At 48.0% G+C, this 25,128-nt stretch carries 20 protein-coding genes and 1 tRNA gene; 9 read left to right on the top strand and 12 right to left on the bottom strand.

All coding sequences use genetic code 11. The features are described from left to right. Window positions 1–266: 266 nt before the first annotated feature. Window positions 267–983 (bottom strand): type 1 glutamine amidotransferase, encoded by a 717-nt coding sequence (locus AC27N8_RS15345; protein ID WP_487068258.1) that lies wholly within the window; start codon window positions 981–983, stop codon window positions 267–269. A gap of 167 nt (window positions 984–1,150) precedes the next feature. Then, entirely contained in the window at window positions 1,151–3,349 is a 2,199-nt protein-coding gene (locus AC27N8_RS15340; protein ID WP_487068257.1) for an alpha-amylase/4-alpha-glucanotransferase domain-containing protein, read from the bottom strand. A 399-nt stretch (window positions 3,350–3,748) separates the two neighbouring features. Here AC27N8_RS15340 and AC27N8_RS15335 point away from each other — a divergent pair, with 399 nt between their 5' ends. The 4 genes from AC27N8_RS15335 (at window position 3,749) to AC27N8_RS15320 (ending at window position 10,106) form a co-directional block, all read left to right on the top strand. After that, window positions 3,749–4,516, top strand: a complete 768-nt coding sequence (locus AC27N8_RS15335) for a response regulator (protein ID WP_487068256.1) — start codon at window positions 3,749–3,751, stop codon at window positions 4,514–4,516. A 2-nt stretch (window positions 4,517–4,518) separates the two neighbouring features. Next, window positions 4,519–6,888 (top strand): sensor histidine kinase, encoded by a 2,370-nt coding sequence (locus AC27N8_RS15330; RefSeq protein WP_487068255.1) that lies wholly within the window; start codon window positions 4,519–4,521, stop codon window positions 6,886–6,888. 228 nt (window positions 6,889–7,116) lie between these two features. After that, on the top strand, window positions 7,117–8,016 hold the full coding sequence (locus tag AC27N8_RS15325) for an SDR family oxidoreductase (protein ID WP_487068254.1): 900 nt from the start codon (window positions 7,117–7,119) through the stop codon (window positions 8,014–8,016). A gap of 182 nt (window positions 8,017–8,198) precedes the next feature. After that, entirely contained in the window at window positions 8,199–10,106 is a 1,908-nt protein-coding gene (locus AC27N8_RS15320; RefSeq protein WP_487068253.1) for an adenylate/guanylate cyclase domain-containing protein, read from the top strand. Here the strand turns inward: AC27N8_RS15320 and AC27N8_RS15315 are convergent. From AC27N8_RS15315 to AC27N8_RS15280, 8 genes are all read right to left on the bottom strand, one after another. Next, on the bottom strand, window positions 10,103–10,969 hold the full coding sequence (locus AC27N8_RS15315; protein ID WP_487068252.1) for a GNAT family N-acetyltransferase: 867 nt from the start codon (window positions 10,967–10,969) through the stop codon (window positions 10,103–10,105). The two genes, AC27N8_RS15320 and AC27N8_RS15315, sit on opposite strands and share 4 nt — an antisense overlap. A 167-nt stretch (window positions 10,970–11,136) precedes the next feature. Further along, on the bottom strand, window positions 11,137–12,372 hold the full coding sequence (locus AC27N8_RS15310) for a histone deacetylase family protein (RefSeq protein ID WP_487068251.1): 1,236 nt from the start codon (window positions 12,370–12,372) through the stop codon (window positions 11,137–11,139). Window positions 12,373–12,480: 108 nt separating this feature from the next. Then, window positions 12,481–13,344: a succinate--CoA ligase subunit alpha gene (sucD, locus tag AC27N8_RS15305; protein ID WP_487068250.1), complete on the bottom strand. Its 864-nt coding sequence runs from the start codon at window positions 13,342–13,344 to the stop codon at window positions 12,481–12,483. Between the two features lie 6 nt (window positions 13,345–13,350). Beyond that, entirely contained in the window at window positions 13,351–14,499 is a 1,149-nt protein-coding gene (gene sucC, locus AC27N8_RS15300) for an ADP-forming succinate--CoA ligase subunit beta (protein WP_487068249.1), read from the bottom strand. Between the two features lie 470 nt (window positions 14,500–14,969). Beyond that, window positions 14,970–16,331 (bottom strand): phosphohexomutase domain-containing protein, encoded by a 1,362-nt coding sequence (locus AC27N8_RS15295; RefSeq protein ID WP_487068248.1) that lies wholly within the window; start codon window positions 16,329–16,331, stop codon window positions 14,970–14,972. 80 nt (window positions 16,332–16,411) lie between these two features. After that, complete coding sequence (locus tag AC27N8_RS15290) at window positions 16,412–16,978, bottom strand: GNAT family N-acetyltransferase (RefSeq protein WP_487068247.1); 567 nt, start codon at window positions 16,976–16,978, stop codon at window positions 16,412–16,414. Next, on the bottom strand, window positions 16,975–18,156 hold the full coding sequence (locus tag AC27N8_RS15285; protein ID WP_487068246.1) for a phosphopentomutase: 1,182 nt from the start codon (window positions 18,154–18,156) through the stop codon (window positions 16,975–16,977). The genes AC27N8_RS15290 and AC27N8_RS15285 overlap by 4 nt, the downstream gene beginning before the upstream one ends. Before the next feature lie 6 nt (window positions 18,157–18,162). Next, window positions 18,163–19,365, bottom strand: coding sequence for a 6-phosphofructokinase (locus AC27N8_RS15280; protein WP_487068245.1), 1,203 nt, complete (start codon window positions 19,363–19,365; stop codon window positions 18,163–18,165). Window positions 19,366–19,606: 241 nt separating this feature from the next. On the opposite strand from AC27N8_RS15280, the gene AC27N8_RS15275 reads away from it, so the two are divergent. After that, a complete protein-coding gene (locus tag AC27N8_RS15275) occupies window positions 19,607–20,536 on the top strand; it encodes a nucleoside hydrolase (RefSeq protein WP_487068244.1) in 930 nt (309 codons plus the stop codon). Between the two features lie 73 nt (window positions 20,537–20,609). On the opposite strand, the gene epsC is transcribed toward AC27N8_RS15275, so the two are convergent. Beyond that, entirely contained in the window at window positions 20,610–21,383 is a 774-nt protein-coding gene (gene epsC / locus AC27N8_RS15270) for a serine O-acetyltransferase EpsC (RefSeq protein ID WP_487068243.1), read from the bottom strand. Window positions 21,384–21,691: 308 nt separating this feature from the next. Here epsC and AC27N8_RS15265 point away from each other — a divergent pair. Then, window positions 21,692–21,764: transfer RNA gene (locus tag AC27N8_RS15265), tRNA-His, on the top strand. 302 nt (window positions 21,765–22,066) lie between these two features. Beyond that, entirely contained in the window at window positions 22,067–22,534 is a 468-nt protein-coding gene (locus tag AC27N8_RS15260; RefSeq protein WP_487068242.1) for a hypothetical protein, read from the top strand. Between the two features lie 111 nt (window positions 22,535–22,645). On the opposite strand, the gene AC27N8_RS15255 is transcribed toward AC27N8_RS15260, so the two are convergent. Continuing rightward, complete coding sequence (locus AC27N8_RS15255) at window positions 22,646–23,434, bottom strand: LLM class F420-dependent oxidoreductase (protein ID WP_487068241.1); 789 nt, start codon at window positions 23,432–23,434, stop codon at window positions 22,646–22,648. 192 nt (window positions 23,435–23,626) lie between these two features. Here AC27N8_RS15255 and AC27N8_RS15250 point away from each other — a divergent pair, with 192 nt between their 5' ends. Together AC27N8_RS15250 and AC27N8_RS15245 are read left to right on the top strand one after the other, a co-directional pair. After that, window positions 23,627–24,637: a Gfo/Idh/MocA family protein gene (locus AC27N8_RS15250; protein WP_487068240.1), complete on the top strand. Its 1,011-nt coding sequence runs from the start codon at window positions 23,627–23,629 to the stop codon at window positions 24,635–24,637. Between the two features lie 195 nt (window positions 24,638–24,832). Then, window positions 24,833–25,075, top strand: a complete 243-nt coding sequence (locus AC27N8_RS15245) for a hypothetical protein (protein WP_487068239.1) — start codon at window positions 24,833–24,835, stop codon at window positions 25,073–25,075. Window positions 25,076–25,128: the final 53 nt, after the last annotated feature.

The raw sequence follows: 25,128 nt of genomic DNA, 5'->3' as shown, positions 1-25,128 counted from the left end.
TTTACTTGATAATTCATTTGTATCCATTAAGCATTAGAACAGACCACGTGGTCCAGGAACACCGTTAATGTATGCTTATCTGTTTTTTGTATACTTGCTTTCTATTGAGACAAAGGTCATACCACACTGATTACATACATTGTTATTTCGAGAAGTCGGTGTATTGTACATAACCTTTCGTATTGGTAGAATAAAAACTATTGAGTGCAAGTATATCAGATAGCAGGATGAAAAGAAAAGGGTTTTTCTCTCGTGCCTGGCGATTTTCAAGCGATCAGACGACATATTCTCAGGAAATTTTCAAAAAGGAGGACCGTATGTTGTTGATAGAGCGGAAAGCTCAGCGCACGTTCTTGATCGAGAGCCTGGTAGGCTTCCTGTCCGAGTACCTCGATCATGCTCTCCTTCATTGATGGCTCATAGAGCCAGAGATTAAGCGTATCTTCATCAAGTTCTATATGATATTGTAAGCCGTATGTATGGTGTCCATAACGGAAGGCCTGATTTCTGGCGTTTGGATGGGTCGCGAGCAAAATTGCTTCAGCCGGCAGATCGAATGTGTCTTCGTGCCAGTGGAAGACTTTTTGATATCCCGGTAACCCGGTGAACAGCGGATCTTGCTGTCCACTGTCAGTCAAGGAGACATCGAAGAAGCCGATCTCTGTCATTGTGTGGGGTCGTGTCTGACCACCTAACGTATCGGCGAGTAACTGACTTCCCAGGCAAATGCCTAGATAGGGAATATCTTGTGCGATGACTTGACGTAACCAGACTTTTTCCTGTGCTAGATAAGGATATTCTTGCTCAGCATAGCTATGTTGAGCACCTCCCAGCGCGATGATAGCTGTATATGCTGCTGGATCGGGTAACGGCTCTTCTGTGCTATTGATGACATCATGTTCAATGTGATGGGCATCCAGAAGCACTCCAATGTAGGCCTTGGGATTATCCAAGTCATGTTGCAAGATTAAAACTTTACTCAACTTCTTCTTCTGTCTCCTTCCTATATACGTATATATCGATGATTAGTAGTAGCGTAACATTATTTTGAACCCATCATCAACTATGCGTACCAATATCTACAGAGAGCAATCTGCCTGGCTTTGGCACGTCTTGCCTGTCCTCTTTGATGATGTAGATGACTTTTCTCCTAATCAGGAATACTCCCCTGTACTATGATTTCAACCGTCCAGACACTTCCGCTATCCAGAACGAGAGGCCAGAGAAAAGTAAAATTGCTCCCTTGATGGGTACGTTCAAAGCCTGCCTCTGATCCTGTCACTGTATCAATGGAAAAGCGCCATAGGGTTGCTGGCTGGTCGATAAAAAAGCCTACGTCCTGTTGTAGCCAGGTGTTACCAACATGTAGCTCCTGGATATGATCGGCCTCAGTCGTACTATCGAAATGATCTTTTGCCCGAGGCTGAGTATCAAGAGTGCAGTAAGCCTGTGGATTGCCTCCACCACCAAGGAGATTCAGGTTCCATTCGGTGGCAAAATTGGTCTGTAGGCGCGCTTGTCCCTGATTTTCTATCTGGTAGCGCACAATGAGTTTTTCCTCTGCCAACGGCACTATGATAGTTTTACTCAAACGGATGGGCAACGGACTCAGCGCTCCAGGTCGTTTGACTTCTCCTTGACGACTCAATGTGATCGTGATACCACTGCTATCTTGCACGACATGGGTTTCATACGGTTGATCGGCGAAATCACCTTGTTCTTCATAACGAACCTGTGAATAACTCTCCAGCGGTAAACCTGAAGGGAGGAAGTGATCGATCAAGCTATTGCGACGATAACGGTCGACGACCAGATATTTATCAAGGTTGGCTTCTTTGGTACGCAGTGTGTTATGAGGGTTGCCCGGATCTTCTGTGGTCTGATCTGTGGTTAGCTCTGCCGCTTTGAGACGTTTCTCTTGTTCATGGAGGCGCAGTTTCTGATGATAACTTTCTTGTTGGCGTGTCATGACGCTGAGCATGTTATGAGCACTCCGGCGCAGATCCCACTCGAAGAGGCTTCCACCATGTTGGGGGTCGATGTAAAGGTTTTGTTGATCGCTCTCGACGATGAGTTGCTTGAAGGTGCTACGCTCGAAATCTGTAAATTCATATTGCTGCCAGGATTGCTCCTGGTGACTGATGCGGGCGGCTGCATTCTCTGCTTTGATCAAGTGGTGATAAATGGCTGAGCGCACATGAGCCATATAAATACCCCCGAAGAGGCCATGCCAGTAGGTATCATTCGCCTGCGATTTTAAAAGATGGGTCAGACCAGCCTCATCGTTCGCGCCAGCGGCATAGACAAGATCATGAACGCGGAGCATTTTTTTGTGCTGGTTGTTGATCTCTGGATAGCGAATGAGAAAAGAGCGCCAGAAGCCGCCACGCATAAAGGGTAAGATATCGGTGCGGTGATCCTTTTCGAGTTGATGGAGCAGTTGTCCAAATAGATAAGATTCCTTCGGTGGGAGTGCCCATTCGGTCATTTCAATGTATGATGAGGTGGGGAGGTAGACGCGTCCAAGCGCGGGATGCCGATGTGCATATTCTCCTAAAGGGGTTGTATGCAGCCATGTGCTATTTTTTTCTAAGGCAGTAAAGAATTGATCGACCCAGCCGGAGTGCCCATTTTGACCCCAACAATGAATATTTGTGTCGGGCCAACTTCCAAATTTTTCTCCATCATCTCCCATTACAACGATACGATTTCCGTCGGTCGTAGCCAGCTTGCGTAAAGTCTCGATCGTTTCTTGCGGAGGTCGCCATGGAATGGTATAGCGTAGTGCCTGACTGGTAGAGTATACCTTTAGGATGTCAGTTTGATCTTCGGTGGCATAATATCCATAGAGATCATGGTCATGTAGACCAACATTCTTAAAATGAATATCATCCAGGATGGTCCATTCAATACCAGCCTCGGTCAAAGCACGTGGTAAGCTTGGTTCCCAGACACGTTCAGCCAACCACATACCAGTAGGTCTGCTTCCTAACTCGTTCTTCAAACTTGCAGTCAAGCGACGAATCTGCACAATTTTATCCTCATCGGGAATAGATGGCAGAATCGGTTCATAATAGCCACCACTTACCATCTCTACTTGCTTGTTTGCGACAAGATGAGCAATCCGTTTGAGAAAAGCGGGATGTGCCTCTTTTAACCAATCAAGCAATGATCCCGTGTAGTGCAAAGAGAGGCGTACGTGAGGATGTCTCTCCAGTGCTTCGAGCAGAGGCAGGTATGAGTCCTCATATACCTGCTGGAATACCCAGGGGAAATTTCCAACTGGTTGATGGTTGTGGAGCAGAAGCCCGAGATGAATACTATTTTGCGTTTGTGGCTCAGTCGTCATATCTTTACCCCTTATGGTGCATTGTCCTTACTACTCCATTTTTGTTACAGCACAATATACCGCTTAAGACAGTATAATATATATTTTACTTGATCAGATGTTCTTATCCTTTACTTTATCACTAGCTCTTTTCCACAATCGGCTGTTGACACGCTGGTCAAGATGCTTTATCTCTTTCAGATATGGATTGATAGTCGTGATTGCACACTATCAGAAACCCTCTCTGGGAATGTTTTGCGTGCGTGTTGTAACGGTTTCGGATGCTATCTTCTTGAGCCAAATATTGGTATACTTTCCACGGTGTGTGAAGGGGAGCAGGTTTTTAGAGATTCTAAATGATAGAGAGTTCAGATTGAAAAAGATCGATGGAGACATCGAATAGAGTAGCCAGGTTAATAAATGGGAATACTCAAATTATTACTTGTTGATGATCATGGCCCTTTGCGTAAGGCGCTGTATGAAGGATTAGATGCGACCAGGGATGTGGTAGTCGTAGGCGAGGCGGCAACTGGCCGTGAGGCGGTGACACAGGCTCTTGAGTTAGATATAGATGTTATCTTGATGGATGTGCAACTGCGCGATGTTCAGGAAGGGCGCCGCGCATTGAGTGGCGTGGGAGCAGCGGTGGCTATCAGGCGTGAACGTCCACGTATGCCTGTGGTGTTTTATTCGATCCAGGATGATGATGAGTACTATCGCGAATTTCGAGCCTCGGGTATTCTGACGCATTATGCCTATGTACGTAAGAGTAATTATTTGTTGCCCAGTATGCTGGTTCCTTTGTTGCGCGATGCTGTCAGCGGGCGTAGTCTGGTTGATCCTGAAATTGAGGATCGTGTGCAAGAGGTACGCGATCTCGATGAGCAATCACCACGAGCCCTGTTGGAGCCCAATGAGTTACGCGTGGCAGAACTGATGGCTCAAGGGATGACAAATGAACAGATTGCGACGCGTTTAACGCTCCATGATAAGCGCGCTGTGAGCCGAACGAATGGACGTATTTACGCTTCGTGGGGATTGAGCGAAAATGCTGTCGATGATAAGGTTGCTCGAGCACGTGCGACGCTGATTTATTTGCTTAATCGTATGGTCATGTGGGATGAGAATGGGGTGGCATTAGTGCAGGATCGTCGCGGCTCATGGATTCCTTTGTATAAAGAAGAATAATTATGGCAGCATTTTTTTTTCATACTCCAGCGTTTTTTCTCCAAATATTCGCTCTAGCTCTCTCGATTTTTAATTTGATTGCCTTTCTCTGGCTGGCCTGTACGGTCTGGCTGAACGGCGACCGGCGCAGTATGATTGCTCGGGTGGGCGTTGTTGGCTTGAGTATGGCTGCGCTCTTTTTCTTTATTCAGGCGCTTCTCATTTCCGGGCCATTGATAAAAACCAATGGCCCGATCACCACGGGCTTTTTATGGCACTTGATCTGGTTTCCAGCACTTGGAGCACCGTATATCTGGTTTGTAATCGGTCTCTATTATGCTTCATTCCTCAACGATAAGTGGAGGCAGCGGCGGCCTTTCTTGCTGCTTAGTAGTGCTGCGTTAGGATGTGCGGTCTTATTTCTTTTATTGACACATCAATCAACCTTTACCTTTCAGAGAACATTGCTTCTGCTTGCATATAGTACTGATGTCATTGGTACGGTTCATGTTGGCTGGTATTCTGCAACCATGTGGTTGCCCGTGCTTTTTGTGCTCTATGTGACTTTTTGTGCCATTGGACCCTGGTTTACTCCCGCCCGTGTCTGGCGTTTATTGGTTGCGCTGTGGCAATTTGGCATTTTGCGTGCTCGTACGATGTCTATCCGTCGTACTCTGGTGGATGCTTTCTGGCAGGATCAGGTCAAAGCTGAGCAGCTTGATGAGCCGATGCTTTCCTGGCATCAGGCACGCCCAATCTTATTAATGGCGGCACTGGTGATGGTGTGTTTGATGGGAAGTTTGGGCCTTTCTGGAATGTGGGCGCTGGTGAATTGGCTCAATGTGGAAGGAAGCTCTACCCCAGCAGTGCTTCCTTCTTCTGATCTGGATACTATTCCAATGAGCTTGATCATTTTAGATGTGTATGCGACTGGATGCGTGGCACTGATTGTGCTGCTGATTGGATATTCAATTGTGAGACATGGGATTTTAATTGAACGCCCTCTTGCACGTCGTGGCTTCTTTGAGCAATGGCGAGGCGTTGTAATTATGGCGACGACTATTGCATTTTTTATCGCGCTCTTACGTTTATCGACAAACAGTTCTCTGGGGAGTCTGTTATTGATTACGTGTATCGCGACTGTGGCGTATGCTTTGTTTACCTGGAGTAGCTATACCGCCCATGATCGCTACGTGGCTCTACTTGGTCCTTTCTTACATAATACCAGTATGCGCCATTGGCTCAATACTGATCTGACGAAGACTGAGCAAAATATGGAGGAGCTTTTCTTCCATTTGTGTAAAGAGGTGTTAGAGGTAAGGTGTGCTCGCCTGGTGATCCTCTCTGGTCCTGTACGGCGTAGTTTTGTGTACCGCTGGTCGCTGGTTGAGAACTCTGCCCTGTCGGAGGCGCCAGGCGAAAATGGTTCACATGAGCATGTCTTAGATTGGGGGGATCGCCCTCAGCGCTTGCGTTTAGATTTCCATGCCTATCGCATCCAGGTTACGATTCAAGAATTACCGGTTATCTGTTGGGTTTTGCCAATCTATGATGAATTAGGACTGGTCGCCAGGCTCTATCTGGGACCCCGCGAGGATGGTGGCGCGTTTACTAATGAGGATATGGATCTAGCTCAGGCATGCGGACAGCGTATTCTGGATACGCTACGTGATCATGAGGCTATGCTAGCAGTGGCAAGTCTGTTACGGCGTCGGATCGTCGATGTGAAGTTATTGGGAGCACAACAGCGAAGAGTCTTGCACGATGAGACCTTGCCGATGCTCCATCTGGCATTGTTGCGCCTGGAGACACTACGTTTTCTCAATACCCATCACGAGACGGCTCCTGAACGCTCAGAACAGGCTCTTGACGAAGCTATTGGGTCAATCAGCGATGCCCATCGCCAATTGGCGTCTATGATGCGTGCCATGTCCACTGGAGCTCCACATCGCTTGGAGCGTGATGGCATGATGTCTGCTATTCACACGATGCTTGAGCACGATTTCCAAAATGCTTTTGATGCGGTCGAATGGCAGGTACCTGAGGATACTGCACGCTTTATCGACGATCTGGTACCTCCGGCTATCGCAGAGCTGATTTTTGCTGCCGTGCAGGAGGCTCTTCGTAATGCAGCTCGCCATGCTCGGGGAACCGACATTCATCGCCGCTTACATCTGACTCTCTCTGCTTCATGTAGTCCGGATTTGGAGGTGCTCGTCACCGATGATGGTGTTGGAATTATCTCATCCAATAGCTCGACGACTGGTACAGGTGGTGGACTCTTGACCCATAGCGCTCTCCTGACAATTGCCGGTGGGAATGTCACTGTGAAGACTGCTCCAGGAGAAGGTGTCAGTGTACGCATCTCCCTTCCGTTGAACACTCTGCGATAGCTGCTTTCTTATGTCTCCCTTTTTTGGGCATCGACCACAAGATATTGGTGGTTGCCTGCATGCTTAATTCATGTCTTCGCTCACTGGTGTTTGCATTGCCCCTTCTATAAACTTGCTTCAGAGTGATATTTTTTGAGACTGATCCATTGAAAAATGGTGGCATGCTACCTGAAGACGGCCTGAGAGGCATCTTTAGCATAGGTTAACTATAAGGGAGGGACATTGCCCATGATTTTAATTACAGGAGCAACCGGCTTTATTGGTCGCCGATTGGTTGCACGTCTGGTGGCTCAAGGAGAGCGACCACGTTGCCTTGTGCGTGATATCCAGCGTGCAACAAGTATTTTGCCCGCAAATGATGTTGAATTGGTTCAGGGGTCTACAACTCAGCCAGCAACTTTGGTTGATGCAGTTCGCGACGTTGACACGATTGTGCATGCGGCCTTGATGACTGCCGATAGGAAGCAATCTGAGGGTAATCATTATGAAGAAACGAATGTGGGTGGCACATCGAATTTAATCCTGGCTGCGAAAGCGGCTGGCGTGAAGCGCATCATAGAGATTAGTGGCCTGGGAACGAAACCCGATAAGCCTGGCAGTTATATGCAAGGTCGCTATTTGTCTGAGAAGATGCTGATAGATAGTGGTCTGGCCTGGACAATTATTCGCCCCTCGATCCTCTTTGGTAAAGGATCTCCCTTCGTCCAGGGGCTGGTTGATCTGATTAAGACCTCTCCTGTACTTCCTCTGCTTGGGGGCGGTAAGATCCGTTTTCAGCCGATCTTTGTGGAGGATGTGGTGACGGTGATTATGAAGGTCTTATCCGATCCTGAACATAAGGATGGCAAGATTTTTACGATCGGTGGCCCAGATTATTACACCTTTTCGCGCATTTTAGATCTATTGTTGCAGACCACGCATACACATCGGCCGAAAGTCTATGCACCGATGCCGTTAGTTGGCATTGGGGCGGCCGTTATGGAAATGGTCTTGCCTAAGCCTCCTTTGACAAAAGCCGCCATGACGCTGTTCTCGTTTGATAATACAACGGACCTCGATAGTGTGGAACGCGATTTTGGTTTCCAACCTCAATCTTTTAAAACCTATCTGGAGACGCAGGGCGTGTAAGGAGAAAAATACAAGTAAATAGTTGCTATGCTATAATGGGTGAGCATATTCGTTTAGTGTGTAGAGAGATAATGAATAGGCTCACTTTTTCGTGCTTGCTTGAAATTCGATTTCTGTGGTGTTGTCAACAGAAATATTTGCATGTATGCTTTTCTGCTCAGATTTAAAAGGGAGGAGTTTGCGTGGTCTCTGCTAATTTGTCTGGAAAAACTGGCGATGATTTGCGTGTTATCAGCGAAGCTGTGATTCGTATGTCGCGTCTTTTGCATGAACATTCCCAAAAACTAGAGATTGCGGTTGAAGGAAAGTTTGCAAACGATAGTGGCGATCCTCGTGTGCGTCTTTTGAGTGATGCTCTGCATGTCAGTCGTGTAGCTGATTTAGAGTTAGGCCATATTTATCAGGCGATGCAACGTACAGTAAAAGCCTCTCAAGAATTGCCAAAAGTTTCTACCGCGTTGCCTCCTCCTGCCAAGGGAACCTTTGAGCGTGAGCGAGAAGCTTTGATTCAGGAACGTGATGAGTTAGAAACGCTGTCTGAAATTGCTCGTACACTCAACTCGACCCTGGAATTTGATAAAGTTCTTTCTCTCGTAATGGACCGAGTGATTCAATTTGTGAAGGCTGAACGTGGCGTGCTGGTTCTGGTGCAGCCCTCCTCCGAAGAACTGGAGTTCTCAATTGCGCGTGATAAAAGTGCTAATACTATTCCTGAGAGCGCTTTTGCCACGGCCCAGGTAAGTCGTAATACGATCAAGAGAGTTATTCGTACACGGGCGCCGATGCTGACGGATGATGCTCAAGCTGATGATATGTTAAAGGCTCAGGAAAGTATTATGGCCTTTGGCATTCGCTCGATTATGTGCGCTCCTTTGATTGTGCGGGATAATTGTATTGGTGCCGTGTATGTTGATAGCCGGTTTAATACGCGGCTGTTTCACTCCAAACATCTCGAACTGTTGCTTGCGTTTTGCAATCAAGCTGCTATTGCAATTGATAACGCTCGCTTGTTTGCCGATCTGAATAAAGCTATCCGTACGGTACGCGAAGATAAGCAGTATATGGATAATATATTTGGCTCTATTGCAAATGGTGTTATCACAACCAATGCTGAAGGTATGATCACAACATTTAATGCGGCAGCCAGTATTATCTTACATATCCATCCGGATCGTGCCCTGGGAAAACATTATCGCGAGGCTTTTCAGGCGTTGCCTCTGAGTATGGGGATTATTGATACATTTACGAATGCACAGGCACATCATGAGCATGGCACATTAATCAAGCAGGCAATCGATTGTAGAGTACCAGGACGTGAGCGTGACGATATTGTCAGCCTGAATTACTATGTGAGTTCATTGCGTGATATGCAAGGGGTCCATATTGGCATGGCTCTGGTAATTGATGACCAGACCGAATTAAAACGTTCCGAGGCGCGTGCTAAACAGGTACGGAGTATCTTTGAGCGCTATGTGCATCCGAGTGTGGTTGAGCAGCTCATTCGTGATCCAATGGCTCTGAAGCTTGGAGGCGAGACAAAAGAAATCTCGGTGGTATTCGCAGATATTCGTGGCTATACGCGCTTGAGTGAGAGCATGGCGCCCGAAGATGTGATGCATCTGATCAATCGCTATCTCAAAATTATGTGTGATGCCATCTGGCAGGAGTCCGGTACACTGACTGCCTTTCAGGGAGATGCCTTGATGGCGATCTTTAATGCTCCTCTGGCTCAGTCGGATCATGCCTTACGAGCCGTACGTGCGGCCTGGAAGATGCGTATGGCTGTACTTGATTATCAACGCTCACAGCCACAAGAGGTACAGGTTTCGTTTGGCATCGGAGTGAATACTGGTCTGGCAACAGTGGGCAATGTTGGCGCTCAGGAACGCTTACAGAACTATACAGCAATTGGGGATGCCGTAAATGTGGCTTCGCGTTTGCAGAATAATGTAACAGATAATAATATTTTGCTGAATGACTTGACGTTTCAGCAGGTATTGACGCAGGTGCAGACAGGCAGAGCATTTTCTCTCTCAGTAAAAAATAAAAGTACTCCATTGACAGTCCGTTATCTGATGGGCGTGCTTTAAAGGTTTTTGCGCAGGACAAAACCTTTGTTTTGAAGGCGTATAAAGCCAAACCATTCGTAGAGCTGGTGCGCGTGATAATTATCTTCCTGGGTATTGAGCATAATCCGCGAGACCCGTGCCTCTGCGAAAAAGCGAATGGCTTCAGTCATCAGGCGTGCCCCGATGCCTTTATGCGCTGCTGACGGATGAACTGCGATACGTACAAGATAGCCGTAATCCTCATCCACCGTATTAAACTGATAGCCGATGACTTTACTATCCAGCTCAACTACCATGAAATAGGGATGAGTGTCAGCTACATCGTGGAAAGACGTGATATCGTACCGCCAGAAATCTTCAAAGCAAGCCTCTTCGATTGCAAGTAGACTGGATATATCCTTGACAAGGTTGACAGGGCGTATAACCACTTCCTGGTTGCCAGCCGTTGGCACCTGATAGTCAAATTTATCATATGAATAGAGATTCTGATACGGAATAAAGCCTCTTGCTAAGAGCAGGCTATGGAGCCAATCGTTGTCGGAGTCATTTCCAGAGTAGTTAAACGCATGTATTCCTTCAGCTAATAAGTGGATATATAAATGATCAAGGAGTGTGGAAAGAATCGAAATGTAATTTTTGCTTTCGGTCCAACTGACTCCAAAGCCTCCAAACCAGGCAAAGGGTATTTTAGTTGCCTGAGAAAGGAGGAATCCATAGAGCGTGGTATCCTGCCATAGACCAACCGCCGGATACCTTTTAAGTAAGAGGGGAAGCTCATTCAATGTGAAACGCTGATAGACGTATTCGGATGTGCGTAAAAGGCGTTCAATGGCTGGTATATCATCATGGGTGAGTAAACGGACCTGTCTTTGTTTATTTGGCATAGACCCTCTGGATAGAGAAATATAATCATACGAGATTTTATACGTTTATACTATGAAGATGGTTTTGCTGTGAATAATAAGATAAAGTCCACCTTTCCACGTCTATCTCTCCCCGGAAGAAAACCTCAAGTGTGTGGAGAGGTTTTCTTCTTACTCTATCGTCTCTATTATTCCGCTGCTGGTTCCTGGCAACAACTGGCTGTATCCTCAGCCGGCGGCTCTTGCACTGGAGCCGAGGCTGCTGGCCCCTTCATCTCCCGGCGAAGTTTTTCAAGATCTGGTTTGGGCTTATTCCGCATGCGGTAGCCTGTCAGATGATGAATACGTCGCAATTCGCTGATCAAGACATCGGTATTAATCTGGTACTTAATATCGGGTGCCTGTCCATAGCTATCGATGGCTTCGTCTCCGCCCAATAGCTGGTTGATGCTGGTGGCCGCACCAGAGGCAATGACTTGTAGATCGTAGCCACCCTCTTGTACCATGATAACTTTGCCATCACATAAGGTATCAGCGAGCTTGAGAACAATCTCATTCAATTTGGCGAAGCCCGCTATGGAGAGACGCATACCAGGAGACTGTAATCCTGTTTGGCTTTCGGCCTCTTTCCAGTGGGCATCAAAGCCTGCTGATACCAGAATCAATTGTGGATCAAAGCGATCGGCGGCTGGTGCCAGTATCTGACGAAAGAGTGGCTCGTAGATTTCAAAGCCTGACTCAATGGGCAAAGGAATATTGATAGTTGTTCCTTCGCCAGCACCTTCCCCCAATTCATCAGAGAGTCCTGTGCCGGGGAAAAATGGCGACTGATGGATGGAAAAGTAAAGCACTCGTGGATCATCGTAGAACATTTCCTGAGTACCATTGCCATGATGAACATCATAGTCAATAATCATCACACGTTCAAGGCCATAGTGATCGATAGCATAGCGGGCCGCGACGGCGACGTTGTTGAAGATACAGAAGCCAAAAGCTGCTTCTGCCACTGCATGATGCCCCGGAGGACGAACTAGGCAATAGGCGTTTTTGACCTCTCCTCGCATGAGTGCATCGATGGCAGTGAGCGTGGCACCAGCGGCCTTAGATGCTGCTTCATATGTTTTGGCTGATGCATAGGTATCGGTTCCGATTTCGATAATGGCTGGTGTTCCATTGGCAATTGTGGCTTCAGCTGCTTGTTTGCTTGCGTTCTCAACGTCTTGAATGTATGCGCGATCATGGACCGTGGCCAGCTCGTCAATACTTGCCGCACGGGGGGCCAGGAGGACAAGATCGTCACGCTCAAGCCATTTAAAAGCTTTGACGTACTCTATCGACATCTCGACTCTTTGAGGCCGTTCAGGATGACCTTGAGGCACGAGGTGTTCAAGAAATATAGGATCATAGACGAGTGCCGTAGTCATAACTTCCTTTGTCTATCTAGCGATGCTACCTATGTACATAGGTAGCATCGGCATGAGATGGATGATCTCGTTGCGTTTGAACACAGATGAGATTATCCAATCATAGGTTTACAATACTTTTTTGACTAATTCGGGAATGTCAAAAATAGTATCAGCAACAGGAACGCCAGCGGCCTCAAGGGCTGCGACTTTTCCTTGCGCTGTTCCGGTGTTGCCAGAGATAATAGCTCCGGCGTGTCCCATACGTTTGCCTGCCGGGGCTGTACGTCCAGAGACAAAGGCTACAACCGGTTTGCTCATCGTTTTGATGAACTCGGCTGCATCTTCTTCGTCGCTGCCGCCGATTTCTCCGCACATGACGACAACTTTGGTTTGTGGGTCTTTCTCGAAGAGAGCAAGGTAGTCCACAAATGTTGAGCCGATGATGGGATCTCCACCAATACCGATGCAGGTGGATTGTCCAATACCAGCCCCTGTAAGTAGAGAGACGACCTCATACGTCAATGTACCAGAACGGGAAATGAATCCCACTGGCCCAGGATTGAAGATCTGATAAGGGATGATGCCGATTTTTCCAAATCCTGGTGTGCACATACCTGGGCAATTAGGGCCAATCAAGATGGCACCCTTTTCACGTACGACAAGCATGGCTCGTGTCATTTCGACCACAGGAATGCCTTCCGTGATACATACGATGAGTTTGATGCCGGCCACTGCTGCTTCTTCAATCGCATCAGCAGCCCCTGCTGGTGGGACAAAGATGCAACTGGCGTCAGCATTCGTCGCTGCTTTAGCTTGAAAGACGGTGTCGAAGACTGGTACGCCCTCAATTGTTTGTCCGCCCTTTGAAGGTGTGACGCCGCCTACCACGTTAGTACCGGCAGCGAGCATATTGTGCGTATGATATTGGCCTTCGCGCCCAGTAATGCCCTGTACAATCACGCGGGTTGTATTATCTAAAAGAATACTCATGCTTTTTTACAGTCCTTTTTCCGTACGAGCTATCGCGGCTACAATCTTCTCTGATGCATCGCGCATATCTTTTCCCCAATCAAGTCCCGCATCTTTCAGCAAGGCTCGTCCTTCTTCTGCTCCGGTACCTGAGAGGCGTACGACCATCGGCAAACCTTGAGGCAGCTCCTTTTGAGCCATGATGACACCTTTGGCGACTTCTTCACCACGGGTGATGCCTCCAAAGATGTTGACGAGGATGCCTTTGACCTGAGGATCACGTGCTACAAACATGAGTGATTTGTACATGATTTCGGCTTTGGCACCACCACCAATGTCGAGAAAGTTGGCTGGCTTTCCACCGGCACGGGCTACCATGTCCAGTGTTGTCATGACCAGACCTGCACCATTGCCAATCACACCAACATCGCCATCCAGCTTGACATATGTCAGGCCAGCTTTTTTGGCGTCATATTCGAGAGGATTGGCCTCTTCGGGCTCGGCCCAGGTGGCATATTCTTTTTGACGATAAAGTGCATTATCATCAATGGTGATTTTACCATCGGCTGCCATGACTTTGCCATCGGCTGTGTAGGCCAGTGGATTGATCTCGGCCAGATTCGCATCGCTCTCAATAAATGCCTTTGCCAGTGCGGCAAGAATAGCGGCGGATTGGCGTAAAACATGAGATGGGAAGCCCGCGCGAGAAACGATATCTAGCGCTTCAAAAGGGCGCAGTCCCCACCGCATATCAATGGGCTGCTGAATAATTTTTTCTGGTGTATTCTCAGCGACTTCTTCGATATCAATGCCACCCGCAGTAGAAACCATCACAACTGGGGCCTGACTCTTGCGGTCGAGGACAATACCCAGGTAGTATTCTTCTTTGATGTCGATTTTAGAGGTAACCAGTACCTTCTCGACGGTTAACCCCTTAATATCCATGCCTATGACACGAGAGGCGGCCTCTCGGGCTTGCTCTGGAGTATCTCCAAACTGAATGCCACCGGCTTTGCCTCGCCCGCCAACGTAAACCTGGGCTTTGATAACGACTGGTTCTCCCAATTCGCGGGCTATGGTTTCTGCCTCGTCTGGAGTGAAGGCGACTTTACCGGGCTGTACCGGAATGCCATACCGGGCCAGAATACTTTTGGCCTGATATTCATGAATCTTCAAAATAGTTGCTCCTTGTGATACATGTAGTACATCTTCGTACTCCCTGCCATTTTAAAGAATAGACGTTATTTTGCGCAAGATAGCATGGAATATATTTATTGTCTGCCTCTGATCTGATACCGAGACGCAGAGTATATAAGCAAGGTTACTGTGTATCGACTGATGTATTATTTTAGAGCGCGAAAATGCGCTGATTGTGAGACAATTGCTATCAATAGCTGCTGACGCGCACGCCATTCCTTGCGATCAGGATAAATTTCTGCGCCGACTTCTGTCATTATATGACTCATCCAATAGGCAGTCAATGAACTATAGGTTGATATTCGATAAGTTTTGCATGGTAGCGAGGAAATTATCACCTTAGCGCATAGGATTTGCTCCTGAAAAGGCCCCCAATTCTATGCCGCAAATACAGCAGGGAATTGAGGGCCTTTGATCTGATGTGTCAATCTACGAAATTCATGCAACGATTAGCTGCGAATGAATGCAAGTACCTCATCGCGTTTCTGGTCGAGTAGGGTTGTATTTCTGGCTTCGAGGTTCAGGCGCAGCAATGGTTCTGTGTTGGAAGGACGAACGTTGAACCACCAATCACCGTAATCGAAGGTCACGCCATCCAACTCATCGATGGATGTAGCTGTCGAGCCAAAATGCTCTTTCAATGCTGCGATTTTTTCTTTGGTGTTTTTGACTGTGCTGTTTACCTCTCCGCTACGGACCCAATGATCAAGTGGCTTGATGATCTCAGAGAGTGGTTTGTTTTCGATCGAGACGAGTTCGAGCATGATCAGGAGTGCGATCAAGCCAGAGTCGGCGAACCAGTTGTCGCGGAAATAAAAGTGACCAGAGTGTTCACCTCCAAAGATACCGTTAGCTTCGCGCATTTTGGCTTTGATAAATGAATGACCGACGCGTGTGCGTAGCCCTGTACCACCTAATTGCTCAATTAATTCGGGGACGCTTTTGGAAACGATCAGGTTATAGAGGATCGTTGAGCCTGGATTCTTTTTGAGCAGGCTATTGGTCACCATCGCTGTCACCATCGAGCCGTCGACCAGATCGCCATGTTCGTCGACGGGGAACATACGATCGGCGTCACCATCGAAGGCGGCACCAAGATCTGCTCCAACTTCGCGCACCTTTTTCTGGACATCAAGCATGTTCTCTGGTTCGATGGGGCTGGCCGGATGATGGGGAAATGTGCCATCTAGTTCGAAGTAGAGTGGTACAAGTTCGCAGGGCAGGTGTTTGAAGACACGAGGCATGATCAATCCAGCCATACCGTTACCCGCATCGATGACAATTTTTAATGGTTTGATCTTTTTTACATCGATGAAGGAGAGTGCGTGCTGGACAAAATCGTCGATGACGTCACGTTGTGTGACCTCTCCCTTTTTTTGGGGTTCAGCAAAATTGCCACTCACGGCCAGATCACGAATCTCTCCCAGACCAGTCTCCAGGCTGATTGGAAATGCCTGGGCGCGGCAAAATTTAATGCCGTTGTATTTACCTGGATTGTGAGATGCAGTAACCATCGCGCCGGCTGCATAATTGAATTTTCCAACCGCAAAATAAAGGCCATCCGTAGTAATTTGTCCCAATTCGATCACATTGACACCCTGATCTGCGATACCTCGAATCAAGGCGGCCGCGATTTGTGGAGACGAGACACGCATATCTCTCCCGACGGCAATTTCTGGCACAGCCAAATATTGAGCGGCTGCACGTCCGATGCGGTAGGCGGTCTCTTCATTCAGAGTGTCTCCGTAGACACCACGCACATCGTATGCCCCAAAGATAGCTGGATTGACGGAAGCATCAGAGGTATTCATTCTGTGTATGATCTCCTTTCTGTATCTTGACCCAGATGGCGAGATGGAGAAAGAAAATCATCTCCTTTCTTATACTTTAGCTATATGCTGTGTGATTTCCATATTTCAAGCAATACCCATGGCTCACCTGTACTGCGGGGATCGTAGATTTGTCCCACTTCGGCGAAACCAACTTTGTTGAAGGCTCGTCTGGATGGATGGTTGGCAAGAGCGGTTTCAGCATAGACACGTCGAATGCCTGGTAGCGTAAAAAGATACTGGACCAGGGTGCGAATCGCTTCTGGCCCATATCCCTGTCCCCATTTAGTTTTATCGCCCAGGCCTAAGCCGAGCTCAACCTGTCCCAGACGATTATCGACATTGAAGTAGGTGATGGTGCCAATGGGTGTTCTTGTTTCGTCTTCAATGATAAACCAGAATTGGCGTCCATTGCCACGGACGTAGTTGCGTTCAAAGGTGGGCAGAAATTCACCCATGGTGCGCGAATAAGGACGATGGATATCGTAGTGCCAGACTTCATCATCGCGCTCCCAATGAAAAACAAAATTCTTGTCGTTCATGGATGGATGGCGTAGATGAATACGTTCTCCTCGTAAAAGTTGCCCTTGTTCCTGTGGCGTTTTATTATCTCGTTGTAATTCAGTCATACTAACCCCAGTATGCGTGCGAAGCTCGTTCCGGATGCTAGAGCTCCAACTTTAAAGGCTTCGGCTAACGTTTGACCCAGATCAGCAAATGTTGGGCGCTCACCTAGATTGATACCTGACAGAATGGGCTCTCCATAAGCTAATAAGGGAACGTATTCGCGGGTGTGATCAGTTCCTCGATAGGTAGGATCAACACCATGGTCAGCGGTAATGAAAAGAGCGTCGCCGGGGCGCATGCGTTGTTGTACCTGTGGTAGCCACTGATCAACTTCTTGTAACGCTTGAGCATAGCCCTGGCTATCACGTCGATGTCCCCATAACATATCAAATTCTACCAGATTCACAAAGAGCAGGCCAGTGAAATCTTTTTCAAGCCAATTGAGTGTCGAAGCCATCCCATCCCGGTTGGTTTCGGTATGATCGCGCTGCGTGATGCCCCGTCCAGCAAAAAGATCTTCGATTTTGCCCAGCCCAATTACGTCTTTGCCTGCATCCTTTAAACGATCCAATAAAGTTACACCAGTTGGTGCCAGCGAAAAATCACGTCGATGCTCAGTGCGTTTGAACGCTCCAACTTCTCCCACGAAGGGGCGAGCGATGACGCGTCCAACTGCATGCTCTGCTGTAAGCATACTACGAGCTATCTCACATATATGATACAACTCTGAGAGCGGTATAACATCCTGATGCGCGGCGACCTGAAAGACGCTGTCAGCAGATGTATAGAGAATGGGTGAACCAGTGCGTACGTGCTCTGCTCCAAGCTCTGTGATGATCTCAGTGCCTGAGGCAACCTTATTGCCGATCACATGGCGGCCAATGGCCTGCTCGAATGCCGAGACAATCTCAGCAGGAAAGCCATGCGGATAGGTTGGCAGCGGTTGAGAGAGGACTACTCCAGTCATTTCCCAGTGTCCCGTGGTGCTATCTTTTCCCGCCGCCGCTGAGGCCATCCGACCGTAGGAGCCTATAACCTCTTGCCGTGGTGGTGTTCCCAGGATCGGCGTGATATTGCCCAGTCCCAACTCTCCCAGGTGTGGGAGCTGTAAGCCCCCAATGGCTTGAGCGCAATGTTCAAGTGAACTGGCCCCTTCATCTCCATAAGCCCGAGCGTCTGGATTTTCTCCAGCTCCGACGCCGTCCAGCACGATCAGGATTGCTCGCCTCAGTTGTGTCATGATACGTTATATCCTCGTCATTTCCAATTCGGCGTAGCCTACAAGTGGCTCACCAATTAACGGTAATGCGTAGTCATAAAAAGCTTGTGTGACCATAGTTTTTTCTGCATCCAGGAACTCGTCTGGCATCAGACGCTGGACATTCGCGACCTGATCCAGATCTGCTAAGCCTGTTGTACAGTGATAGGCCGGCTCTGATTGTCGTAATAACGTTATCATCTTATCACTTTCACCGGCTATTAGTGCTTGCAAGCCACTTTTTCCGACGAGATAGGCTTCGTCCCGATCGGGTGTGGAGATGCTTGTCGATGACATGCGTTGAATATCACCCGGTTTATCGAAACGCGCACGAATCTTCAATTCACGCTTGACCAGTTCCACCAGATACTGGGCAGCGCCGCTCAGGAGCGGATGCTGGAAGGCGTCCAGTCCCGCCTGGCCTGCCGTACCCAGGGCCTGACCACTTTCATCTCGTATCGCTTCGGCGACAGCAATCACCACGTATCCGAGGTGTCGGTAGGTATCTTCGACCTGAGTGAGAAAATGCTGCTCGCGGAAAGGCTGTTCAGGTAGTAACAGGATGTGTGGCGCGTCATCAATGCTGCGTTTCCCCAGTGCTGTCGATGCCGTGAGCCAGCCAGCGTCTCGGCCCATGGTTTCAATCACCTTGACTGGATAGTGCCAGGGAATCGAGAGCGTATTAAGCGTCGAGTCCCTGGTTGCCTGAGCCAGGAAGCGTGCGGCGCTCCCATAGCCGGGACAGTGATCGGTGAGCGGAAGATCGTTATCAATGGTTTTGGGAATGCTGATAATAAATAATTCGTAATTCCTTTGTCTGGCTGCCAGCGCCAGTTGATGAGCAGTATCAGCGGAGTCGTTGCCACCAATGTAGAGCATATAGTGGATCTCTTTGCGCTTGAGAATTTCTATTGTGTGTTCTAGATCGTGTGGCTGTAACTTGTAGCGGCACGAACCAAGCGCTGCGGATGGTGTATGAAGAAGCTGTGACCAGATTGAGGTCGGTTGCTGACGTAGATCGATGATATCTTCTTTGAGCAGCCCTTCGATGCCGTGATGCATGCCGTAAATATTGCCAATACGCTGATCGGCTAAAGCGGCCTCGACTGCTCCCACGAGACTGGCGTTAATGACGGCGGTTGCGCCGCCTGATTGCCCGATGATTAAATTTCCAGCTGATTTTGATGACAAGACAGTATCCTCTTTGTTTACTAGTTGTCTGCGTTGTGCGGTACCAGCGTCATTATAACAATGCTGTCGTCATGCGTCGAGTGCTAGCGCGATATTGCTCTGACGCCTGGCGTTCGGAGAAGCACAAGAGTTGAAAGAGCCTTGCTTGCATGTTACGATACAGAGTGCACGCGAAAATGCTTTTGCCCATTAACTATGCTCTCTTGTCTACTCTGTTGTCTACAAGGAAAGGATGTACTCTATGCGGCAAAAAATAATTCTTGATTGTGATCCTGGTCATGATGATGCTATAGCTATTTTATTAGCGGCCCGTCATCCTGCGTTGGATTTGCTGGCGATCACGACTGTTGCGGGAAATCAGTCGGTGGAAAAGACCGCTCTAAATGCGTTAAAGGTATGCTCATTGGCGCATATCGATGTGCCAATCGCGCAAGGGATGCCGCAGCCTCTGATTCGTCAAGCCCAACATGCAGCTGATATTCATGGATTGTCAGGTATGGATGGTCCTGATCTGCCAGAGCCTTCTCGTGTGCTCCTGTCACAACATGCGGTCGATGTGATTATTGATCTGCTTTTGCAATCAGATGGCGATGTGGTGCTGGTAGCAACCGGGCCATTGACCAATATTGCGACTGCGATCCGTTGTGATCCAGCCATTTTGCCAAAGATCCAGGCTATTTCGTTAATGGGGGGAGCGATCAGTTTAGGAAATGTGACTGCGAGTGCGGAATTTAATATCTGGGCTGATCCGGAGGCGGCGGCCATCGTTTTTGCCTGTGGTCGGCCTATCACGATGGTGCCGTTAGAGGTCACACATCAGGCTCTGGCAACTGAGGAGATCATTCAGCGTCTTCTTGCTCTCAAGTGCACGGTTCCCAATTTTGTGGTTGATCTGTTGCGCTATTTTGCTGAGTCGTATCGGCAGGTATTTGGCTTTCCTTCGCCTCCTATCCACGATCCCTGTGCGGTTGCCGCAGTAATTGAGCCTGGCATTATTTTAGCGCGGCAGATGCATGTCTCGATTGAGACGTCAGGACGGTGGACAGATGGGAGGACGGTGTGTGATCTATATAGTAAAAGTGGTCTGACGCCCAATGTGCACGTTGGCTACGCGCTGCAGGTAGAGCGCTTCTGGCAGATGGTGATCCAAACGCTCCAACTCTATGACTGACAGAAGAATTAGTTCTCCCGATTGAATGTATTTGCGCAGGTGGGAAAAGAGAATATAATTCTTCTGTGTCGAGTTAGATCTGGTAATCCATTTCCCAGGGATCTCTGCCGTTCCAACCCTGCGTCAGTTCTTGATGCTTCTCAAGCGTCTCGCCGCCCTTTACCAGGAGCTCCGATGGTTTGGCGACCACGATGGAATTGGGGGGAACCGATTCGAGGACAAGCGTCATACCACCAATCTTGCTGCCTTGTCCGATCGTGATTGGTCCCAGGATAGCCGCACCAACGCCAATGGTTACGTTATCTTCAACGGTTGGATGCCGCTTTGGCCGCCGCGTGCGACTTGGACGCCACCAGCCAGTAGCTCCCAGCGTGACTTGATGGTATAGCATGACATTGTTGCCAATCACTGCCGTCTCTCCAATGACGACTCCGGCTCCATGATCAATGAAGAAGCGTTTGCCGATCTGCGCTCCCGGGTGAATCTCGATGCCGGCGGTGATCACGCGAGCAAATTGCGAGATCAGGCGGGGAATAAAGGGAATGTGCGCGTTGTAGAGCGCATGAGCAACACGATGAAAAAGGATAGCCCAGAAACTTTGATACAGTAAAGCTTCGAATATGTTTTTACAAGCGGGATCTTTTTCAAAAATAATATCGATCGCATCAGGCCAGGGTGTTCTCTTGCGTGGTGTTTTTTCGGGGACAGCGATGAAGATGCCTGGTGGAATTTCAGGCAATGTCAGCATTTCTCCCTCTCCCAGAGGGAAGAGATCCTGGTCGTTTTCTTGTAGCCTGCGAGCGGGAATATCTGGCTCCTTAGGTGTACTCTGTGATCCCTGTGACATACCTGTTCATATCCTTTTCTCTCGATGACCAACTTTTTATCTATGTCTTCTCTTTGGAGTGTAGGACAGGGATATCTGCTTGTCAAGTATCTTATCATGTGCACCTGCTCCCAGGCGGGATAATTGTGTGTACGAGCTCCTATAAGCAGATGCTTATGAGCATATACAGATGCATTTTCTTGCCTCTGCTCTTTGTCGATGCCCAATGTGTTTTAGCTTCCTCAAAAAGAGAGCGATTTAGCTATTGACAATTCGCAAGTGGTCCGGTATACTGTCGACGTGTTGAGAAATACACACAAACACACATGGTGACCGTAGCTCAATAGGCGGAGCTCTGGATTGTGGCTCCAGTGGTTGTGGGTTCGAGCCCCATCGGTCACCCCTGAAAAAGGCGCTTTATCTGATAAGGATAGAGCGCCTTTTTTATGTCTTGCCATTCAATGGTTTGAATGTATCTGCCAGAGTGCTCTGACGTTTCTGATCGTGTGATCCGCTTTCTATGGATAATCTGTGGCGGTTTCACCAGTCATGCGAGTGCGGCGTTGACAGATGCTTTTACAGCTCCGGAATGGCTGAAAGACAAGCACAAGCTTCGATAGCGTAGTATATTGTATTGGTAATTCATGCGCTGTATAATATGGAGTATATACTATGATATATGAATATTGTGGAGAGTTGATGCGATGGGGAAGAATGGTCGTCAGAAGTTTACTCATCTATGGGCGAACCAGACTGATCTGGGGAAGCAATTTGGTTTATCGTCAATTGCAATGGGACGGAAGTTGAAAGAGTTGGGCTTGAAAGAGGATAATGGAAATCCTGCCGAGCTGGCTCTCAAGGAGAATTATTGTGTTGCCACTCCTCTTAAGAATGGTCGGCCGTTCTTTATGTGGAGCAAACAAAAAGTGGCTGAATTAATGCAGTCGTATGGATATCAAAAACTTGATGCATTAGAGGTGAAGGCTCGTGAATTAGCCGACGATTGGATACGCGTCTATCGGCAATATCAGGAAGCTGTCTCTGATATCGAAGAAGATCTTCTTTTTGAGGAGGCACAAGATATTCGCGAAGAGGCTAAAGTGAGATGTTTGATCAAGCGTGTGAATGAGATTTTATGTGAGCAAAAGTTTGATGGAGAGCTGATTACATAATGTTTGTGCCTATTGCGAGATGTTTATAATTTCTTGCACAGAGCTGAGGTGTAGTATGCAGGGGCCACGCTGCATCTCAGTTCTGGAAGGTTATCTGGCGGCGAAAGTCACCTAGCGATGAGAGTCGCGCCAGCGAACGAGCTTCTCGACGAGTGTATAGTCCCAGGGAGATCCCATCCCGATGATGAGTTGGCTTGCGCCAGCCTCGACTAAGGCATCGAGTTCCTCAGGAGTGGCATCCTTTTTGGCATCAGCGGTGTGCTCAATCTCGTTGGGATTGCGACCCTCTTTTGCACACCAGTCGTTAAGGACTTCCAACTTGTGTGCGTAGGTATCTGCATCGCCAAAGCCATGCCACATGTCAGCGTATTTAGCCGTCAGGCGTAGTGTTTTCTTTTCTCCACCGCCCCCAATGAGTATCGGGATGTTTCCTTGAACTGGTTTGGGTTCATCGATCTCCCAATGCTTTTTAATCGTGATAAGCGAATCTTCCAGTGCTGCCAGGCGGCTACCCGCTGTTCCAAATTCGTAGCCGAACTCAGAGTAATCGCGTTCAAACCAGCCAGCTCCGATACCCAAGATCAGGCGTCCATCACTGATATGATCAAGCGTCTTTGCCATATTTGAAAGCAAGGCTGCATTTCTATATGTATTGCAGGTGACCAGACAACCAATCTGAGCACGTGTCGTCAATGTTGCCATGGCTGTTAGTAGTGTCCAGCCTTCGAAATTGCCTCCCTGAGGATCTCCATAGAGTGGAAAGAAATGATCCCAGTTCCAGATCGTATCAACACCGAGGTCCTCGACCCGGCGTACTGCATCCACAAAATTCTTATAGGTTGTATGCTGTGGATGGAGTTGGACGCCTACTTTTATAGGGCGAGTTGTTTGTTGAGTCACGGATAGATTACCTTTCGTTTTTGTGGTTTTATTCTCACACGCTTTGATTGTATACACGTGATTCGTTTATTGGCAAGCTATGTTAAGCTTATCAAGTTACGTAAAATCGGTCGGAATGAGCGATGACTTATTTGTTGATTGTTTGTATTTCTGTACAATAGAATCCAAATTGCGAGAAAGGATCTCGGAGATATGCAGTCTCAGATTTTGATTAGAAAAGATCCCGTGCGCTGGGGGATTATCAGTGCGGCTAACATTGGTGTGCGTGCAGTAGCTCCTGCGATTCGGGCCTCTTCCAACGGGAAGTTGATGGCAGTTGGAAGCCGTGATGCCCGGCACGCGGCTGAGCTCTATACCTTTGCTCCTAACGTGCGCATATATAATAGCTATGAGGCTATTATTGAAGATCCTGATATAGAAGCTGTCTATATCCCATTGCCTAATAGCCTGCATGCGGAGTGGACTATCAAGGCTCTTCAGGCTGGTAAGCATGTGCTTTGCGAGAAGCCACTTGCTGTGACCCGTGAACAGGGTGAGGAAATGGTGGATGTCGCGCGTGCCAGTCAGAAGTTATTGATGGAGGCTTTTATGTATCGCTTTCATCCACAGATTATTTGGGCATTGGAACAGGTACGCTCAGGGGCTATTGGACCTGTACGGTTAGTGCGTGCATCTTTTTCTTTTGATATCCGCTCTCATGCTGAGAATATCCGCTTGCAGCCAGAGCTTGCTGGTGGATCTCTGATGGATGTTGGTTGTTATCCGCTTAATCTGTTTCGTGCTGTATATGAGCACGCTCCACAATCAGTTGCAGCGCGTGTGCATGTGCTAAGTCCCACCAGCGTTGATCTGGCGACCAATGCTGTGCTTGATTATGGCGAGGGACGTTTCGGTATCCTGGATGCCAGCTTTGGCCTGCCTTCGCGTCAAGGAGCCGAAATTATTGGCGAAACAGGGATTATAACACTTCCAGTGCCATTTACTCCCGGCGGCTACGATATGACGACCTTCGTGACTCAAAATGGGCAGATGACAGAACAGAGCTTTTCGGGCGTGGATCAGTATCAGTTAGAGGTTGAACACTTTGCACAATGTATTCGTTCTGGTCATGACCCAATACTCCCATTGGGAGAGACACTAGAAAACCTGGCGACCATTGAAGCTATTTACGAAGCAGCAGGGCTGGATTGGCCCATTGTCTAAGTAGATCAGGGGAGTGGTAACATTTCACATTTGTTGAAAATGTGGATGTTTTGGGCTCTAGAATAATGTTTGGTTGTTGACGAGTGTGTGCTATACATCTAGAATGGAAATAGATGATAAGCTCTTGATAAGAGAGATTTCTCCAGCTTCACTACAGTATTGTGTTGTATCATTCCTTGCGGGAAGGAGCTACATATGGATGCTATCGTCGGACGATATCGTGCACGTATGGAAGAGTCAGGCTTGATTCTCAGGCATGCTTCTGGCATTAATTTTGATTTAACTCCCGAAGAAACTTTAGGATTGTTCGATTTTATCATTGCGTATCGGCCGACTCTTCTAGCACTGCAAGAGGACCGTGAGACAGATCCGCGTTTAGAGAAGATTGTGCTCGATGATGCCAAAAAGCCCAAAGAAGCGCATCCTCTAGAAAATTAAATTGACGACATATTAGCTCCTTCCAATTCTAGTTATACTACTATAATTGGTGA

The sequence above is a fragment of the Dictyobacter sp. Z7_2 genome (assembly GCF_057551105.1).
The sequence above is the reverse complement of the archived record's forward strand: the minus strand, read 5'-3'. Positions and strand labels throughout refer to the sequence as shown.

What these genes read in the sequence shown, in the direction of transcription:
- AC27N8_RS15260 (WP_487068242.1), top strand. Translation starts at nt 22,067, where the DNA reads ATGGGGAAGAATGGTCGTCAGAAGTTTACTCATCTATGGGCGAACCAG.
- AC27N8_RS15315 (WP_487068252.1), bottom strand. Translation starts at nt 10,969, where the DNA reads ATGCCAAATAAACAAAGACAGGTCCGTTTACTCACCCATGATGATATA.
- AC27N8_RS15285 (WP_487068246.1), bottom strand. Translation starts at nt 18,156, where the DNA reads ATGACACAACTGAGGCGAGCAATCCTGATCGTGCTGGACGGCGTCGGA.
- AC27N8_RS15290 (WP_487068247.1), bottom strand. Translation starts at nt 16,978, where the DNA reads ATGACTGAATTACAACGAGATAATAAAACGCCACAGGAACAAGGGCAA.
- AC27N8_RS15275 (WP_487068244.1), top strand. Translation starts at nt 19,607, where the DNA reads ATGCGGCAAAAAATAATTCTTGATTGTGATCCTGGTCATGATGATGCT.
- AC27N8_RS15340 (WP_487068257.1), bottom strand. Translation starts at nt 3,349, where the DNA reads ATGACGACTGAGCCACAAACGCAAAATAGTATTCATCTCGGGCTTCTG.
- AC27N8_RS15325 (WP_487068254.1), top strand. Translation starts at nt 7,117, where the DNA reads ATGATTTTAATTACAGGAGCAACCGGCTTTATTGGTCGCCGATTGGTT.
- AC27N8_RS15295 (WP_487068248.1), bottom strand. Translation starts at nt 16,331, where the DNA reads ATGAATACCTCTGATGCTTCCGTCAATCCAGCTATCTTTGGGGCATAC.
- AC27N8_RS15250 (WP_487068240.1), top strand. Translation starts at nt 23,627, where the DNA reads ATGCAGTCTCAGATTTTGATTAGAAAAGATCCCGTGCGCTGGGGGATT.
- epsC (WP_487068243.1), bottom strand. Translation starts at nt 21,383, where the DNA reads ATGTCACAGGGATCACAGAGTACACCTAAGGAGCCAGATATTCCCGCT.
- AC27N8_RS15330 (WP_487068255.1), top strand. Translation starts at nt 4,519, where the DNA reads ATGGCAGCATTTTTTTTTCATACTCCAGCGTTTTTTCTCCAAATATTC.
- AC27N8_RS15245 (WP_487068239.1), top strand. Translation starts at nt 24,833, where the DNA reads ATGGATGCTATCGTCGGACGATATCGTGCACGTATGGAAGAGTCAGGC.
- sucD (WP_487068250.1), bottom strand. Translation starts at nt 13,344, where the DNA reads ATGAGTATTCTTTTAGATAATACAACCCGCGTGATTGTACAGGGCATT.
- AC27N8_RS15310 (WP_487068251.1), bottom strand. Translation starts at nt 12,372, where the DNA reads ATGACTACGGCACTCGTCTATGATCCTATATTTCTTGAACACCTCGTG.
- AC27N8_RS15335 (WP_487068256.1), top strand. Translation starts at nt 3,749, where the DNA reads ATGGGAATACTCAAATTATTACTTGTTGATGATCATGGCCCTTTGCGT.